14 protein-coding genes are annotated in these 15,704 nt (G+C 58.2%); 8 read left to right on the top strand and 6 right to left on the bottom strand.

All coding sequences use genetic code 11. From position 1 onward, the window contains the following. Positions 1-39: 39 nt before the first annotated feature. Entirely contained in the window at positions 40-1,404 is a 1,365-nt protein-coding gene (locus tag ACOI7Z_RS15415) for a 2-hydroxycarboxylate transporter family protein (RefSeq protein WP_023291956.1), read from the bottom strand. A 323-nt stretch (positions 1,405-1,727) separates the two neighbouring features. Between ACOI7Z_RS15415 and ACOI7Z_RS15410 the strand changes: the two genes are divergently transcribed. Continuing rightward, a complete protein-coding gene (locus ACOI7Z_RS15410) occupies positions 1,728-3,353 on the top strand; it encodes an ATP-binding protein (RefSeq protein WP_087848868.1) in 1,626 nt (541 codons plus the stop codon). Beyond that, positions 3,343-4,041, top strand: a complete 699-nt coding sequence (locus ACOI7Z_RS15405; RefSeq protein ID WP_023291954.1) for a response regulator — start codon at positions 3,343-3,345, stop codon at positions 4,039-4,041. The genes ACOI7Z_RS15410 and ACOI7Z_RS15405 overlap by 11 nt, the downstream gene beginning before the upstream one ends. A 31-nt stretch (positions 4,042-4,072) precedes the next feature. Here the strand turns inward: ACOI7Z_RS15405 and djlA are convergent, their stop codons facing one another. After that, positions 4,073-4,900 carry a co-chaperone DjlA gene (gene djlA / locus ACOI7Z_RS15400; protein WP_008807470.1) on the bottom strand — a complete coding sequence of 276 codons (828 nt, stop codon included), beginning with the start codon at positions 4,898-4,900 and terminating at the stop codon, positions 4,073-4,075. A 243-nt stretch (positions 4,901-5,143) separates the two neighbouring features. Here djlA and lptD point away from each other — a divergent pair, with 243 nt between their 5' ends. The 6 genes from lptD to apaH are packed head-to-tail and all read left to right on the top strand — an operon-like array spanning position 5,144 to position 11,879. Further along, positions 5,144-7,492, top strand: a complete 2,349-nt coding sequence (lptD, locus tag ACOI7Z_RS15395; protein ID WP_032429098.1) for an LPS assembly protein LptD — start codon at positions 5,144-5,146, stop codon at positions 7,490-7,492. A gap of 54 nt (positions 7,493-7,546) precedes the next feature. Next, complete coding sequence (gene surA / locus ACOI7Z_RS15390) at positions 7,547-8,833, top strand: peptidylprolyl isomerase SurA (protein WP_023291952.1); 1,287 nt, start codon at positions 7,547-7,549, stop codon at positions 8,831-8,833. Between the two features lie 5 nt (positions 8,834-8,838). Continuing rightward, positions 8,839-9,828 carry a 4-hydroxythreonine-4-phosphate dehydrogenase PdxA gene (pdxA, locus tag ACOI7Z_RS15385; RefSeq protein ID WP_023291951.1) on the top strand — a complete coding sequence of 330 codons (990 nt, stop codon included), beginning with the start codon at positions 8,839-8,841 and terminating at the stop codon, positions 9,826-9,828. Beyond that, positions 9,825-10,646 carry a 16S rRNA (adenine(1518)-N(6)/adenine(1519)-N(6))-dimethyltransferase RsmA gene (gene rsmA / locus ACOI7Z_RS15380; protein WP_023291950.1) on the top strand — a complete coding sequence of 274 codons (822 nt, stop codon included), beginning with the start codon at positions 9,825-9,827 and terminating at the stop codon, positions 10,644-10,646. Before pdxA ends, rsmA begins: the two co-directional genes overlap by 4 nt. 2 nt (positions 10,647-10,648) lie before the next feature. Next, positions 10,649-11,026 (top strand): Co2+/Mg2+ efflux protein ApaG, encoded by a 378-nt coding sequence (gene apaG, locus ACOI7Z_RS15375; RefSeq protein ID WP_004204274.1) that lies wholly within the window; start codon positions 10,649-10,651, stop codon positions 11,024-11,026. Between the two features lie 4 nt (positions 11,027-11,030). Next, positions 11,031-11,879: a bis(5'-nucleosyl)-tetraphosphatase (symmetrical) ApaH gene (gene apaH, locus ACOI7Z_RS15370; RefSeq protein WP_023291949.1), complete on the top strand. Its 849-nt coding sequence runs from the start codon at positions 11,031-11,033 to the stop codon at positions 11,877-11,879. A 280-nt stretch (positions 11,880-12,159) separates the two neighbouring features. Here the strand turns inward: apaH and folA are convergent, their stop codons facing one another. The 4 genes from folA to ACOI7Z_RS15350 form a co-directional block, all read right to left on the bottom strand. Then, on the bottom strand, positions 12,160-12,639 hold the full coding sequence (gene folA, locus ACOI7Z_RS15365) for a type 3 dihydrofolate reductase (protein ID WP_004204271.1): 480 nt from the start codon (positions 12,637-12,639) through the stop codon (positions 12,160-12,162). Positions 12,640-12,812: 173 nt separating this feature from the next. Beyond that, on the bottom strand, positions 12,813-14,678 hold the full coding sequence (gene kefC, locus ACOI7Z_RS15360) for a glutathione-regulated potassium-efflux system protein KefC (RefSeq protein WP_023291948.1): 1,866 nt from the start codon (positions 14,676-14,678) through the stop codon (positions 12,813-12,815). After that, positions 14,671-15,204 (bottom strand): glutathione-regulated potassium-efflux system oxidoreductase KefF, encoded by a 534-nt coding sequence (gene kefF / locus ACOI7Z_RS15355; RefSeq protein ID WP_004204269.1) that lies wholly within the window; start codon positions 15,202-15,204, stop codon positions 14,671-14,673. The genes kefC and kefF overlap by 8 nt, the downstream gene beginning before the upstream one ends. A gap of 131 nt (positions 15,205-15,335) precedes the next feature. Beyond that, complete coding sequence (locus tag ACOI7Z_RS15350; protein WP_002888059.1) at positions 15,336-15,569, bottom strand: YgdI/YgdR family lipoprotein; 234 nt, start codon at positions 15,567-15,569, stop codon at positions 15,336-15,338. Positions 15,570-15,704 lie beyond the last annotated feature (135 nt).

Here is a 15,704-nt window from a genome sequence, read left to right as displayed (position 1 = left end):
GCGGAAAATAGCAGGTTTATCGCTGAGCGTAGCGTTATATCACGCCAGATAGTGGCTGAGGAACAGCAACCCCAGCGAGACATTTATCGCCCCGCCAATCCGGGTAGCGATCTGCGCGAACGGCATCAGGCTCATGCGGTTGCCAGCGGTCAGGATCGCCACATCGCCGGTGCCGCCCTGCCCGCTCTGGCAACAGGAGACAATCGCCACATCGATCGGGTGCATCCCTATCTTTTTACCGACCAGGAAACCGGTCGCCACCAGCGCGGAGACGGTGCTGACGATCACCAGCAGGTTGGTGAAGGTGAAGGCGTTCACCAGCTCCTGCCACGGGGTGATCGCCACGCCGACGGCAAAGAGGATCGGGTAGGTGACCGCGGTGCGGAAGAATTTATACACCATCTGCGATCCCTCCTGCAGGCGCGGAGAAACCACATTAGCCAGCTTTAACAGCACCGCGAGAAACAGCATGCCCACCGGCGCCGGCAGACCAATCAGTTTGTGGCCGAGCATCCCCATCATATACAGCAGCACCGCCAGCAGCGCGCCGGAGGCCAGCGTCCCGACGTCGGTTTTGCCGCTCACGCCTTCGCTCTCGCCGAGGCTGCGGGTTTCATGGCTGCGGTTCGGCATCAGTTGCCCTTCGCCGGTCAGATGCGGGAAACGCTTGCCGAGCTGGTTGAGGCAGCCGGAGATGACGATCGCCGTCAGGCTGCCGAGCATCACCATCGGCAACACCCGGCCCAGGGCCACTCCCTGCTCCATATGCATCAGCGCGGCGTAACCCATCGACAGCGGGATCGCCCCTTCCCCTACGCCGCCGGCCATGATCGGCAGCACGATAAAGAAGAACACCTGGAACGGCTCCATGCCCAAGAGCGTGCCGACGCCGATGCCCACCAGCATGCCGACCACCTCGCCGCACAGCATTGGGAAGAAGATCTTCAGGAAGCCCTGAATCAAGGTGGTGCGGTTCATACTCATGATGCTGCCGACGATAATGCAGCAGATATAGAGATAGAGGATGTTGGTGGATTTATAGAATTTGGTGGTGGATTCAACGACCACGTCCGGCAGCAGGCCATAATGGACCAGCGCGGAAGGAATAAAAGTGGCGCAGATCGCCGCCGCGCCGAGTTTTCCCAGCACTGGCAGACGTTTGCCAAACTCGCCGCAGGCGAAGCCAAAGAAAGCCAGCGTAGCCACCATCACCACGATATCGCTCGGCAGTTTACCGCCAAGGCAGTCGAGAGCGATCAGCCCCCCGGCCAGCAGAAACAGCGGCAGCGGGACGATCCCTACCTTCCAGTTATCCATGATGTGCCACCAGCGCTGCCTGAGCGTGGTTTTCGGCGTATTGATCGGTTCAAGGGTTGCAGAGAATGCGTTGTCTGTGGTGCTCATAAATTCAGCCCTGTCGTTATTATTCATTTTCAGCGTAAAGGGACAGCGGCGTCGTTAATGTGAAGCTCCCCGAATTAAAAAAGAAGTTTTAATGGTCACTATGGTTTTTATGGTTTCTATTCGCTGATCCGCGCAGGGGTGATATATCTCTGATTTATTATCGTGGTTTTTATGGTTTTTATTTCCCGCCACGCGTTATTTCCGCCGCGACTACTGGCGACAGCCGGCGCCTGCGCCGCTGATCACAACTTTCCCTTAACATTTACGTCACGTGACAGAAAAATGATAGAGTGCCGGTATGGTGAATACGTCGTCCGGGACCTATGAAATTATCTTTTCAATATAAGCTGTTTATTTCGCTGGTCGCTTTTTTCTCAGTCCTGTTTATCGCGCTGGGTATTTATTATTACTTTGACGCCAGCCGCCAGCTTTATCAGGAAATGAGCGCCCGGGCCAAAATTCAGGCCGAAGAGATAGCCCTGATGCCAAATTTACGTCAGCAGGTCAGCCGGCATGACCCGCAGGCGATTCAGGCGTTTATGCAGCAAATCGCCGCCCATAGCGACGCCAGCTTTATCGTCATCGGTGACCGCCAGGGGATGCATCTGTTTCATTCCGTCCATCCGGAGTGGGTCGGCACGCGGCTGGTCGGCGGCGACAACCAGGCGGTACTGGAGGGAAAGTCCATTACCACCATTCGCAAAGGCGGCCTGGGCGTCTCGCTGCGCAGTAAAACGCCCATCGTCGATGACGCGGGGCGGGTGATCGGCATTGTCTCCGTCGGCTACCTCACCAGCTATCTCGATAGCATTACCCTGAGCAAAGTGATCAATATTTTTATCGCCGCCGTCCTGCTGCTCACCGCCCTGTTTATCTTCTCCTGGTACTTTACCCGCAGCATCAAGAAACAGATTTTTTCGCTCGAGCCGCGGGAGATAGGCCTGCTGGTGCGCCAGCAAAAGGCGATGATGGAGTCGATCTTTGAGGGGGTGATCGTCATCGATCGCCAGCGGCGCATTGAGGTGATTAACCATGCCGCCCGCAGCCTGCTGGGACTCAGCCAGCCCGCCCGTCAGCTGCGCGGCCAGTCCATCGACAGCGTGATTTCCCCGCAGCCCTTTTTCGCCAGCGGCGACATGCTTGAGCGCGACACCCATGATGAGCTGTGCCGCTTCAACCAGTTGACCGTGCTCGCCAGTCGGGTGCGCATTATGCTGGAGAACACCCTGCAGGGCTGGGTGATTACCTTCCGTGACCGCAATGAAATCAATGCCCTCACCGCCCAGCTGAGCCAGGTGAAGCGCTATGTCGACAATCTTCGCATCATGCGCCACGAGCAGCTCAACCGGATGACCACCCTCTCCGGCCTGCTGCATATGGGCCATTATGACGAAGCGATCCGCTATATTCAGGCCCAGTCGGAGCATGCTCAGGAGCTACTGGACTTTATCTCCTCGCACTTCCACTCGCCGACGCTGTGCGGTCTGCTGCTCGGCAAAGCCACCCGCGCCCGCGAAAAAGGCGTGGCGCTGAGCTTCGACCCGGCCTGCCGCATTGACCGTCCGCTGCCGTCGCTGATGGAATCCGAACTGATCTCCATCATCGGCAACCTGCTGGATAACGCCATCGAAGCCACGCAGCGCGCCGAGCTTCCGCATGAGCCGGTGGAAGTTCTGATCCAGCTCAACGCCCGGGAGCTGATTATCGAAGTGGCCGACCGCGGCGTCGGCATCCGCCCCGATATCCGCGAGCGCATTTTTGAACGCGGCGTCACCACCAAAACCCGTGGCGATCACGGCATTGGTCTGTATCTTATTGAACATTATGTCACTCAGGCGGGCGGCACCATCGAAGTCGCCGATAACGCGCCGCGGGGAACGATCTTCACCCTGTTTATCCCGGCCGACGCGCCCGCCTGTCCGCAACCGGAGGCCCACGATGCATCATGACCTGGTCGATGTGCTAATCATTGAAGATGAGAGCGAGCTGGCGCGCCTGCACGCCGAGCTTGTGCAGAAACACCCGCGCCTGCGGCTGGCGGGCATGGCGGCCTCCCTCGCTCAGGCCCGTCAGTTGCTCCACGCCACACCGCCGCAGCTGGTGCTGCTGGATAACTATTTGCCGGACGGCAAAGGGGTGACGCTGATGACCGACCCGGCGCTGGCGACCAGCCAATGCTCGGTGATCTTTATCACCGCCGCCAGCGATATGGAAACCTGCAGCCAGGCCATCCGCAACGGCGCCTTCGACTATATTCTTAAGCCGGTATCATGGAAGCGGCTGAGCCAGTCGCTGGAGCGTTTTATCCAGTTCTACGATCAGCAGCGGGAGTGGAAAATCGTCGATCAGCAGAACGTCGATTCCCTCTATCAACTGCAGGCGAAGAACTATCGTATGGATAGTGGCAGCAAAGGGATTGAAGAGAAAACGCTGGCGCTGGTGCAGGGTCTGTTTAGCGGCCGGGAAGCGCACTGCTTTTCCGTTGATGAGGTGGTCAGCGCCGCCGGGCTCAGCAAAACCACCGCCCGCCGCTATCTTGAACACGGCGTTGAGACCGGTTTTCTGGAGGTGGAGATGCTGTACGGAAAAATCGGCCATCCGCGGCGGCTGTATCGCCGCGCACAGGCCAAACGCTAATCCCCTCGCCGGGTGGGAGGGGCTGGAAAACTCAGAAACCGCGCTGCTCTTTAATCAGCTCCCAGGCCTTCTGGATCTCCTGGGCTTTCTGTTTGGCCATCTCCATCATCTCCGGCGGCAGCCCTTTCGCCACCAGCTTGTCCGGATGGTGCTCGTTCATCAGCTTACGATAGGCGCGCTTCACCGTCGCCGCGTCGTCAGTCGGTTTCACCCCCAGCACGTTGCAGGCGTCCTCCAGCGTTGGACCGCGCTGCGCCTGCTGCCAGCCGGCGTTGCCGCCGTGCTGACCATAAGATTGCTGCTGCGAACCGCCGCCGAACTGGGCGCCGCCCTGCATCATTCGCAGGAATTGATCGAACTGGGCGCGGGAGATGCCAAGCTCATCGGCGATGACGAACAGCACTTCACGTTCGTTAGGGTGCAGTTCGCCGTCAGCGAACGCCGCCTGCAGCTGAATTTCCAGAAACATCCGAATCAGATCGAAGCGGCCAAAGCAGACGCTGCGCAGCTGGCGCATCTTCTCGCGCAGCGGATAATTGTCGGCCTTGCCGTCGCGAAACGCCTGCTGCGCCGCGGTGCGCGAAGCGCCGTGCAGATTCATGCGATCCATCAGCACATTGGCGACGTGAATATCCGCTTCGGTAACGCGGCCCTTGGACTTGGTCAGATGACCCATCACTTCAAAGGTGGTGGAAAAGAAGAGCGACTGACGCTCCTGCTGATTGGCGAAGAGATTCAACCGGCGGCTGCGCGCCCGGTCAAACATATGGCCGACCAGGAAGCCGAGCACCACGCCCCAGAACCCACCGCCCATCAGCAAAGCCACTGCCACGCCAATCACTTTACCCAAATACTGCATAGACTCCCCAACTGTTTGTCGCCGTTAAGCACGAATATGACCGCACGTTACCCGGCACTCGCGCCTCGGTCAATTGTGGGACATAGCCTATAATTTGCTTTATCATACTCGTCATTCAACAGGGTGCCTAACGCTCGGGCTCGAAACGGGCAGGATTAACACTAGCGTGATAAAGTTGAGTAAGTTAGGCTCTGACCGTTTGCAAGCCGCTGCCACAAGATGATGGAACAATAAATACAACGTATGAAAAAACGTATTCCCAGCCTCCTGGCTACGATGATTGCCAGCGCCTTGTATAGCCAACAAGGCCTCGCTGCCGATCTCGCAACGCAATGTATGCTTGGCGTGCCAAGCTATGATCGTCCGCTCGTGGAAGGTCGGCCTGGCGATCTGCCGGTGACGATTAACGCCGATCATGCGAAGGGCAACTACCCGGACAACGCCGTCTTTACCGGTAACGTCGATATTAACCAGGGGAATAGCCGCCTCCGCGCCGACGAAGTTCAGCTGCATCAGCAGCAGGCCGCGGGCCAGGCGCAGCCGGTGCGCACGGTGGACGCGCTGGGCAACGTGCACTACGACGATAACCAGGTGATCCTCAAAGGGCCAAAAGCCTGGTCGAATCTGAATACCAAAGATACCAACGTCTGGCAGGGCGATTATCAAATGGTCGGACGCCAGGGACGCGGCACCGCTGACCTGATGAAACAGCGCGGCGAAAACCGCTATACCATTCTGGAAAACGGCAGCTTTACCTCCTGTCTGCCGGGCTCCGACACCTGGAGCGTCGTGGGCAGCGAAGTTATCCACGATCGCGAAGAGCAAGTTGCCGAGATCTGGAACGCCCGCTTCAAGCTTGGCTCCGTGCCGATTTTCTATAGCCCCTACCTGCAGCTGCCGGTGGGCGATAAGCGTCGTTCAGGCTTCCTGATCCCGAACGCGAAATACAGCACCAAAAACGGCGTGGAATTCTCCCTGCCGTACTACTGGAACATCGCGCCAAACTTCGATGCCACTATCACCCCGCACTATATGAACAAGCGCGGCGGCGTGATGTGGGAAAACGAATTCCGATATCTGACCCAGCTCGGCAGCGGCTTAACGGAGTTTGACTACCTGCCGTCGGATAAAGTCTACGAAGACGACCACTCCAGCGACAGCAACAGCCGCCGCTGGCTGTTCTACTGGAACCACTCCGGGGTTATCGATCAGGTGTGGCGTCTGAACGCTGACTACACCAAGGTCAGCGATCCTGACTACTTCAACGATTTCAGCTCGAAGTATGGTTCCAGTACCGACGGCTATGCGACGCAGAAATTCAGCGCCGGGTATGTCAATCAGAACTTTGACGCCACGGTCTCAACCAAGCAGTTCCAGGTCTTCGATCGGGAGTCGAGCAACTCCTACTCGGCTGAGCCGCAGCTCGACATCAACTACTACCAGAACGATGTCGGTCCGTTCGATACCCATCTGTACGGCCAGGTCGCCCATTTTGTTAACTCGAACAACAACATGCCGGAAGCGACCCGCGTTCACTTCGAACCGACGATCAACCTGCCGCTGTCCAACGGCTGGGGGAGTCTGAATACCGAAGCCAAGCTGCTGGCGACCCACTACCAGCAGAGCAATCTTGATAAGTACAACGCCGCCAACGGTACGGACTACAAAGAGTCCGTTAGCCGCGTGATGCCGCAGTTTAAAATCGACGGCAAAATGGTCTTTGAGCGCGACCTGCAGGAGGGATTCACCCAAACGCTGGAACCGCGCATGCAGTATCTGTACGTGCCGTACCGCGATCAGAGTGAAATCGGCAGCTACGACTCCACGCTGTTGCAGTCGGACTACACCGGCCTGTTCCGCGACCGTACCTATAGCGGTCTGGACCGCATCGCGTCGGCCAATCAGGTCACTACCGGTATCACCTCGCGCGTGTATGACGCCGCCGCGGTGGAACGTTTTAACATTTCCGTTGGTCAAATCTACTATTTCACCGAGTCACGCACCGGTGATGACAACATCAACTGGGAGAACAACGACACCACGGGTTCACTGGTATGGGCCGGCGACACCTACTGGCGCATTGCCGATAACTGGGGTCTGCGCGGCGGGATCCAGTACGATACGCGTCTGGATAACGTCGCAACCGGCAACGGCACCATTGAATACCGTCGCGATGAAAACCGCTTAGTCCAGCTTAACTATCGTTACGCCAGCCCGGAATATATTCAGGCCACGCTGCCGTCATATTCCACTGCGGCGCAATATAAAGAGGGTATCTCGCAGGTGGGGATGACCGCCAGCTGGCCGATCGTCGATCGCTGGTCCGTGGTCGGGGCCTACTACTACGATACCAATACCCGGAAAGCAGCAAACCAGATGTTGGGTGTCCAGTATAACTCCTGCTGCTACGCCATCCGTCTTGGCTACGAACGTAAAGTCAACGGTTGGGATAGCAACAACAATGGCGGCGAGAGCAAATACGACAACACCTTCGGAATCAATATCGAATTGCGCGGTCTGAGCTCTAATTACGGCCTCGGCACCCAGCAGATGCTGCGTTCGAACATTTTACCGTACCAGAGCTCCCTGTGATGCGGCTGGTTTACAACATCATCCGCATTTGCGGTTAATCGAAATGGAAAAAGTATGAAGAACTGGAAAACGCTGCTTCTCGGTATCGCCATGATCGCGAATACCAGTTTCGCTGCCCCCCAGGTGGTCGATAAAGTAGCGGCCGTCGTCAATAATGGCGTCGTACTGGAAAGCGACGTCGATGGTTTGATGCAATCGGTTAAGCTCAATGCTGGTCAGGCTGGCCAACAGCTACCGGATGACGCGACCCTGCGCCATCAGATCCTCGAAAGACTGATCATGGACCAGATCGTGTTACAGATGGGGCAGAAGATGGGCGTGAAGGTCTCTGACGACCAGCTCGATCAGGCCATCGCCAACATCGCCAAACAAAACAATATGACCATGGATCAGATGCGCAGCCGTCTGGCCTATGAAGGCATCAACTACAACACCTACCGTAACCAGATCCGTAAAGAGATGCTGATTTCGGAAGTGCGTAACAATGAAGTGCGTCGTCGCATCACCGTGCTGCCGCAGGAAGTGGAAGCGCTGGCCAAACAGATCGGCGACCAGAACGACGCCAGCACCGAGCTTAACCTGAGCCACATCCTGCTCCCGCTGCCGGAGAACCCGACCTCTGATGAAGTCGCCGCGGCTCAGGAGCAAGCGAATGCCATCGTTGAGCAAGCGCGCAACGGCGCCAACTTCGGTAAACTGGCGATCACCTACTCCGCCGACCAACAGGCGCTGAAGGGCGGCCAGATGGGTTGGGGTCGTATCCAGGAGCTGCCGGGCATTTTCGCCCAGGCGTTAAGCACCGCGAAGAAAGGGGATATCGTCGGTCCGATCCGTTCCGGCGTCGGCTTCCACATTCTGAAAGTGAATGACCTGCGCGGCGGGACCCAGAACATCTCCGTCACCGAAGTGCATGCCCGTCATATTCTGCTGAAGCCATCGCCAATCATGAACGATGCGCAGGCTCAGGCTAAGCTGGAGCAGATTGCCGCCGACATTAAGAGCGGGAAAACCACCTTCGCTAAAGCGGCGAAAGCGTATTCTGAAGATCCAGGCTCGGCGAACCAGGGCGGTGATTTAGGCTGGGCCACGCCGGATATCTTCGACCCGGCGTTCCGCGATGCGCTGATGCGTCTGAACAAAGGGCAGACCAGCGGACCGGTGCACTCCTCCTTCGGCTGGCATCTGATCGAACTGCTGGATAGCCGTCAGGTCGACAGAACCGACGCCGCGCAGAAAGATCGTGCTTACCGTATGCTGATGAACCGCAAATTCTCTGAAGAAGCGGCAACCTGGATGCAGGAACAGCGCGCCAGTGCGTATGTTAAAATTCTGAGCAACTAATATCGATGCCTGAAACCCGTAAAGTTGTTATCACTCCCGGCGAACCCGCCGGGATTGGCCCTGACCTGGTCGTGCAGCTTGCCCAGCGCGACTGGCCAGTTGAGCTGGTGATCTGCGCCGATGGCGCCCTGTTAACTGACCGAGCCCAGAGGCTCGGTCTTCCTTTATCTCTCCTGCCATATGATGCTGCGCAACCGCCCGTTCCGCAGCGTGCCGGTACGCTGACGCTGCTTAACGTACCGCTGAGCGTCCCGGCGGAGCCCGGCGTGCTGAACGTACAAAACGGCGCCTACGTAGTCGAGACGCTGGCGCGCGCCTGCGACGGCTGCCTGAGCGGCGAATTTGCGGCGTTAGTGACCGGCCCGGTGCACAAAGGCAACATCAACGACGCCGGCATCGCCTTCACCGGTCATACCGAGTTCTTCGAAGAGCGCGCGCAGGCCAGCAAAGTGGTGATGATGCTGGCGACCGAGGAGCTGCGGGTGGCGCTGGTGACGACCCATCTGCCGTTGAAAGCCATCAGCGAGGCGATAACGCCCGACCTGCTGCGCGAGATCATCACGATTCTCGATCACGACCTGCGCACGAAATTTGGCATTGCCCAGCCGCATGTGCTGGTTTGCGGGCTTAACCCGCACGCTGGCGAAGGCGGTCATATGGGAACGGAAGAGATAGACACCATCATTCCGGTGCTGGAAGAGATGCGCGCGAAGGGGATGCACCTCAGCGGTCCGCTGCCGGCTGACACCCTTTTTCAGCCCAAATACCTTGACCATGCCGATGCGGTACTCGCGATGTACCACGATCAGGGCCTGCCCGTGCTAAAATACCAGGGCTTTGGCCGCGGCGTGAACATTACGCTCGGTTTACCTTTTATTCGTACCTCCGTCGACCACGGCACCGCGCTGGAATTAGCGGGCCAGGGAACAGCGGACGTCGGCAGTTTTATCACGGCGCTTAATCTCGCCATCAAAATGATTGTTAATACCCAATGAATAATCGAGTCCATCAGGGCCATTTAGCCCGTAAACGCTTCGGGCAGAACTTCCTCAACGATCAGTTTGTGATCGACAGCATCGTCTCGGCGATTAATCCGCAGAAAGGCCAGGCGATGGTTGAAATCGGCCCCGGTCTCGCCGCGCTGACCGAGCCGGTCGGTGAACGCCTTGACCAGCTGACCGTTATCGAGCTGGACCGCGATCTGGCTGCCCGCCTGCAAACGCATCCGTTCCTCGGGCCGAAGCTGACCATCTATCAGCAGGATGCGATGACCATGAACTTCGGCGAACTGGCGGAGAAAATGGGTCAGCCGCTGCGCGTCTTCGGCAACCTGCCGTACAATATTTCGACCCCGCTGATGTTCCATCTGTTCAGCTATACTGATGCCATTGCCGATATGCACTTTATGCTGCAGAAGGAAGTGGTGAATCGTCTGGTTGCCGGACCGAACAGCAAGGCGTATGGTCGGTTAAGCGTGATGGCGCAATATTATTGCCAGGTGATCCCGGTACTCGAAGTGCCGCCGAGCGCGTTTACCCCGCCGCCTAAGGTCGATTCCGCGGTGGTCCGCCTGGTGCCGCACAGCACGATGCCATATCCGGTCAAAGAGATCCGGGTGCTGAGCCGCATCACCACCGAAGCGTTCAACCAGCGCCGCAAGACCATCCGCAACAGTCTCGGCAATCTGTTCAGCGTGGACGTGCTGACCGAGCTGGGCATCGACCCGGCCATGCGTGCAGAAAATATTTCCGTGGCGCAGTACTGCCAGATGGCCAACTGGCTGTCTGACAATCTGCCATCGAAGGAGAGCTAACCATGATCAATTCGCCTCGTGTTTGCGTTCAGGTGCAAAGCGTCTATATCGAATCGCAGTCTTCTCCGGAAGAAGAGCGCTACGTCTTCGCTTATACCGTCACCATTCGCAATCTGGGGCGGAGTCAGGTTCAGCTGCTTGGCCGCTACTGGCTCATCACTAACGGCCACGGTCGTGAGACTGAAGTTCAGGGTGAAGGGGTGGTCGGCGAGCAACCGCATATTCCCGCCGGCGGTGAATATCAATATACCAGCGGCGCGGTCATTGAAACGCCGCTGGGAACCATGCAGGGTCATTATGAGATGATCGATATCGACGGCGCGCCGTTCCGTATCGAGATCCCTGTTTTCCGTCTCGCAGTTCCAACGCTCATTCATTAAAACAATGTCAACATACCTTATTGGCGACGTTCACGGTTGCTACGATGAACTGATCGCATTATTAGCGCAGGTTGAATTCGACCCGGCGATCGATACGCTGTGGCTGACCGGCGATCTGGTGGCCCGTGGCCCGGGGTCGCTGGAGGTTCTGCGCTATGTCAAATCTCTGGGCGACAGCGTGCGACTGGTGCTGGGCAATCATGATTTACACCTGCTGGCGGTCTTCGCCGGCATCAGCCGCAACAAGCCGAAGGATCGTCTGAAATCACTGCTGGAAGCGCCGGATGCCGATGAGCTCCTCAACTGGCTGCGTCGTCAGCCGCTGCTCCAGGTGGACGAAGAGAAAAAGCTGGTGATGGCCCACGCCGGCATCACCCCGCAGTGGGATCTGGAGACTGCCCAGCAGTGCGCGCGCGATGTAGAAGCGGTGCTCTCCAGCGACTCCTATCCTTTCTTCCTCGATGCCATGTACGGCGACATGCCGAATCACTGGAGCAACGAGCTGAGCGGCCTGGCGCGCCTGCGCTTTATCTCTAACGCCTTCACCCGCATGCGCTACTGCTTCCCGAACGGCCAGCTGGATATGTACTCGAAAGAAGCACCCGAGGACGCCCCGGCGCCGCTGAAGCCGTGGTTTGCCATTCCGGGACCGGTCAGCAGTGCCTACAGCATTGCCTTTGGCCACTGGGCGTCGCTGGAGGGACGCGGTACGCCTGAGGGCATTTACGCGCTGGATACCGGCTGCTGCTGGGGGGGGGAACTCACCTGCCTGCGCTGGGAGGATAAGCAGTACTTTACCCAGCCGTCGAACCGGCAGAAAAGCCTCGACGAAGGCGAAGCCGTCGCGTCCTGAAGAAACAGGCGCCGTCCCCCAGGCCCGCGCAAGCGCAGCGCCGCCGGGCAAGAACTGCGGGCGCGGAGCCTCGTTTGTGTCGGGTGGCGGCTAACGCCTTACCCGACCTACGTTTACGTGCCATTTTTCCCCCCGGGCAGCGCTCCGGAAAAACGCCTCCCGCGACGGGAAACCTGGCGTAGAAAAAATAGTGGCAGCGGCATCCGCGCTGAATTCACGCCAAAGAAAACCCCGGTCACGCCAGACGCGACCGGGGTTTTTTCATTGCTATCCTTCCCGCTTAACGGCGTTCGAGGATCTCAAAGCAGTAGCTGTGGGAGTTCTGCGCGTCGGCGTCATGAAACTCGCTGAACACCGATTCCCACTGGTCCGGATCGTAATCCGGGAAATGGGTATCGCCTTCCACTTCCGCATCGATATGGGTCAGATAGAGCTTCTGCGCCTTCGGCAGGAACTGCTCATAAACCCGACCACCGCCGATCACCATGATCTCTTCCACATCGCCGCAGGCGGCAATCGCTTCGTCAACGGAGGAGACCCACTGCACGCGATCGTCGCTGCCTGGCTTGCTGCTGATCACGATATTTTTACGCCCCGGCAACGGGCGCCCAATGGATTCCCAGGTCAGACGCCCCATCACTACCGGCTTATTTAATGTGTTGCGTTTGAACCAGGCGAGATCGGCAGGCAGGTTCCATGGCATGGCGTTTTCCATACCAATGACGCGATCTACCGCTAACGCCGCAATCAGACTGATCATTCATTCATTCCTGAGTACAAAAAATTGTCGCCACTATACGGAAAGCGTACAACTTCGTCGACTGGCCGGAGGGTAAAGAATAAGAAAATTTTCTGATTTGCTGGCAAGCCCACGTTCGTGCCGTGGGCCGCCAGAACAGGATCCAAACGAAAACAAAATGTTACCTATTAACGTCAGGCGGAGGGCTTATTTTCCGGCTCATCGGCGATATCGCCGGTGTGCCTGCCCTCTTCCGTCCCCTGCCAGCCGTGACGCTGCACCAGCGACAGATGATGACGATCTTCGTTGATGATGCCAGTCAGCATATCGCTGGTCCGCTTGAAGACCGCCACCCGCGACGCCGCATCGTTTTCCGCCATCGCCACCATCTCTTCGACCATCTGCAGGTTGAAGCGACGGAACAGATCGGCCCGCTCGCGCGCTTCATACGCGCCGAGCCCCAGCGCCTCCAGCGTCATCCGGCCGGATTTCAGCGCCGCCTCGAAGGTTTCACGCTCCGGGGCTTCGACGCCAGCCTGACGCAGCTGGATATAGTGATCGACATCGCGGGCGCGGGAGATAATCTGCAGATGCGGAAAATGCTCTTTTACCCTCGCCACCAGCTCCAGGCTGACGTGCGGATCGTCAATGGCATTGATCAACACCTCCGCCTTTTCGGCGCCAGCCGACTCCAGCAGATCGACCCGGGTGGCATCGCCGTAGAAGACCTTCATATCAAATTTGCGCAGGGTATCGACATGGTCCGGGTCGTGATCGAGGATCACCATCTTCACCCCGCTGGAGAGCAGCAGTCGCCCGGCGATCTGCCCGAAGCGGCCAAAGCCGGCGACAATCACCCGCGGCTGCTCTTCATCAATCTCGTCCGCATCCCGCGCCTGGCCGCTGGACGATTTCTCCAGACGGGTCAGCAGCACCAGCAGGATGGGGGTTGCCGCCATCGACAGCGCCACCGCCAGGGTCAGCGCCTTTGCCCATTCGCCGTCCAGCACCTCCGCCATCCGCGCGGCGCCAAAGACCACAAACGCGAACTCACTCCCCTGCCCCAGCAACACCGCAAACCAGCGGCGCTGGGCGCGAGGCACGCCAAGCGGTCTGGCGATAAGCCACAGCATCAGCATTTTTATCGCCAGGAAACCCACCAGCAAAATCACAATACGCAGCGGATGGGTAACCAGGGTGCCGAAATCAATCGACATCCCGACGCCGATAAAGAACAGCCCCAGCAGCAGGCCCTTAAACGGCTCAATATCGCTCTCCAGCGCATGGCGATACTCGGAGCTGGCCAGCAGCACCCCGGCGAGAAACGCCCCCATCGCCATCGACAGCCCCACCTCTTCCAGCAACAGCCCAAAGCCGAAGACCAGGAACAGGGCCACGGCGCTGAACACTTCGCGCAGACCGGAACGGGCGACAAAGCGCAGCAGCGGGCGGGTCAGATAGCGCCCCAGAACCACCACCAGCGCCAGCGCCGCGGCCACCTTCAGCGCGGAGAGGGCAAAAGCCATCAGCGAAGTGGCGCCGCCGCTGGCCGCCAGCAGCGGGATCATCGCCACCAGCGGGATCGCCGCGATATCCTGGAACAGCAGCACCGCGAAGGCGCTGCGCCCCATCTGCGACATCGTCAAATTGCGCTCATTCATCGCCTGCATGGCGATAGCGGTTGAGGAGAGCGCCAGGGTCATACCGATCAGCTCGGCCACCTGCCAGCGCAGGCCCAGCAGCATGCAAAAGAGGCCGATCAATACCCCACAGGCCACCATCTGCAGCGCGCCGCCGCCAAACACCGAAGCGCGCAGCTTCCACAGACGCTGCGGATCCAGCTCCAGACCAATGACGAACAGCATCAGCACCACGCCAATCTCGGCAAAGTGCAGAATCGCCTCGGCGTCGGTCACCAGCCGCAGCCCCCACGGCCCGATAATACAGCCGGCGATGAGATAGCCCAGCACCGACCCAAGCCCAAGGCGGACGGCGATGGGCACAATCAGCGCCGCGGCGCCAAGGTAAATCAGCGCCTGTATCAGCGTATGGCTATCCATTCTGATGTGCCTCCTGCCAGTCGATTAAGCGTTGACGATAGTGGCGAGCCTGCGCCTGCAGCGTTTCGTCATCGCAGATAAAGGTGCAGTGCATGGCGAACGGCGGCAGCCATTTCATCCCGCAGTAAAGCGCGGTGGCCTGCAGCGGCTGCGCCAGCACCGGAAAACCGGGAAACGAACCGATATCAAAGTGGCTTTCACCGCCGCCGGTGGTCACCGCCCACATCAGCGATTTACCGCGCAGCGCAATACCGTTATGGCCATAGGCCCAGCCGTGCGACAGCACTTTGTCCATCCACAGCTTCAGCAGCGGCGGCACGCTATACCACTGCATCGGGTGCTGCCAGATAACCAGATCGGCACGGGCGAGCGCCGCCTGCTCGGCGGCGACATCGATATTAAAGTCGGGATAGAGTTGATAAAGGGAGCGTATCTCTACGCCTTCAAGCGTCCCTGCTTGTTCAAGCATTCGCTTATTCGCATGAGAATGCTGCGGATAAGGATGCGCATAAATTATCAGAATCATTGATTGGCCTGCGTTAGCTCTTGTCGTAATCAGCAAGAGTGTAGACAGTTAAGCGAACCGCTTACAATGATAACTGTGATTTATGTCGCGGTGGTGTACGTAACGCGCGCCTGAATGGAAAACGTCAGGCCTTAATTATCCAGCTCATCCATGGATTTCACCTGATCTCGGTTAATCTGCTCCACGCGTCCGGTTTCGGCATTTTTGTAGGAGACCAGACCGGTATCATCATCCACCTGCGGTTTACCGCTGGTGACAATGGTCTTGCCGTCGGTGGTTTTGATCGACTGATTCGATGAGCAACCGGCCACGAACATGATTGCCGTCGCTGCCAGCGCGGATGCCACCAGAATATTGTTGCGCATTGTATCCTCCTGTCTTTTCATCAATAGGTATCGTTATGGTGCTAACTATAGTTAGCCTGACCCGACAGGGGGTTAAAAGCAGAACTCTCTGAAGATGGCCGCAGCCAAAAAAAATGGGCTGACGATATCGTCAGC

Origin of the sequence: Klebsiella sp. C283 (assembly GCF_048822555.1) — a bacterium.
GTDB lineage: Bacteria > Pseudomonadota > Gammaproteobacteria > Enterobacterales > Enterobacteriaceae > Klebsiella > Klebsiella quasipneumoniae.
This window is presented reverse-complemented; position numbering and strand designations above follow the sequence as displayed.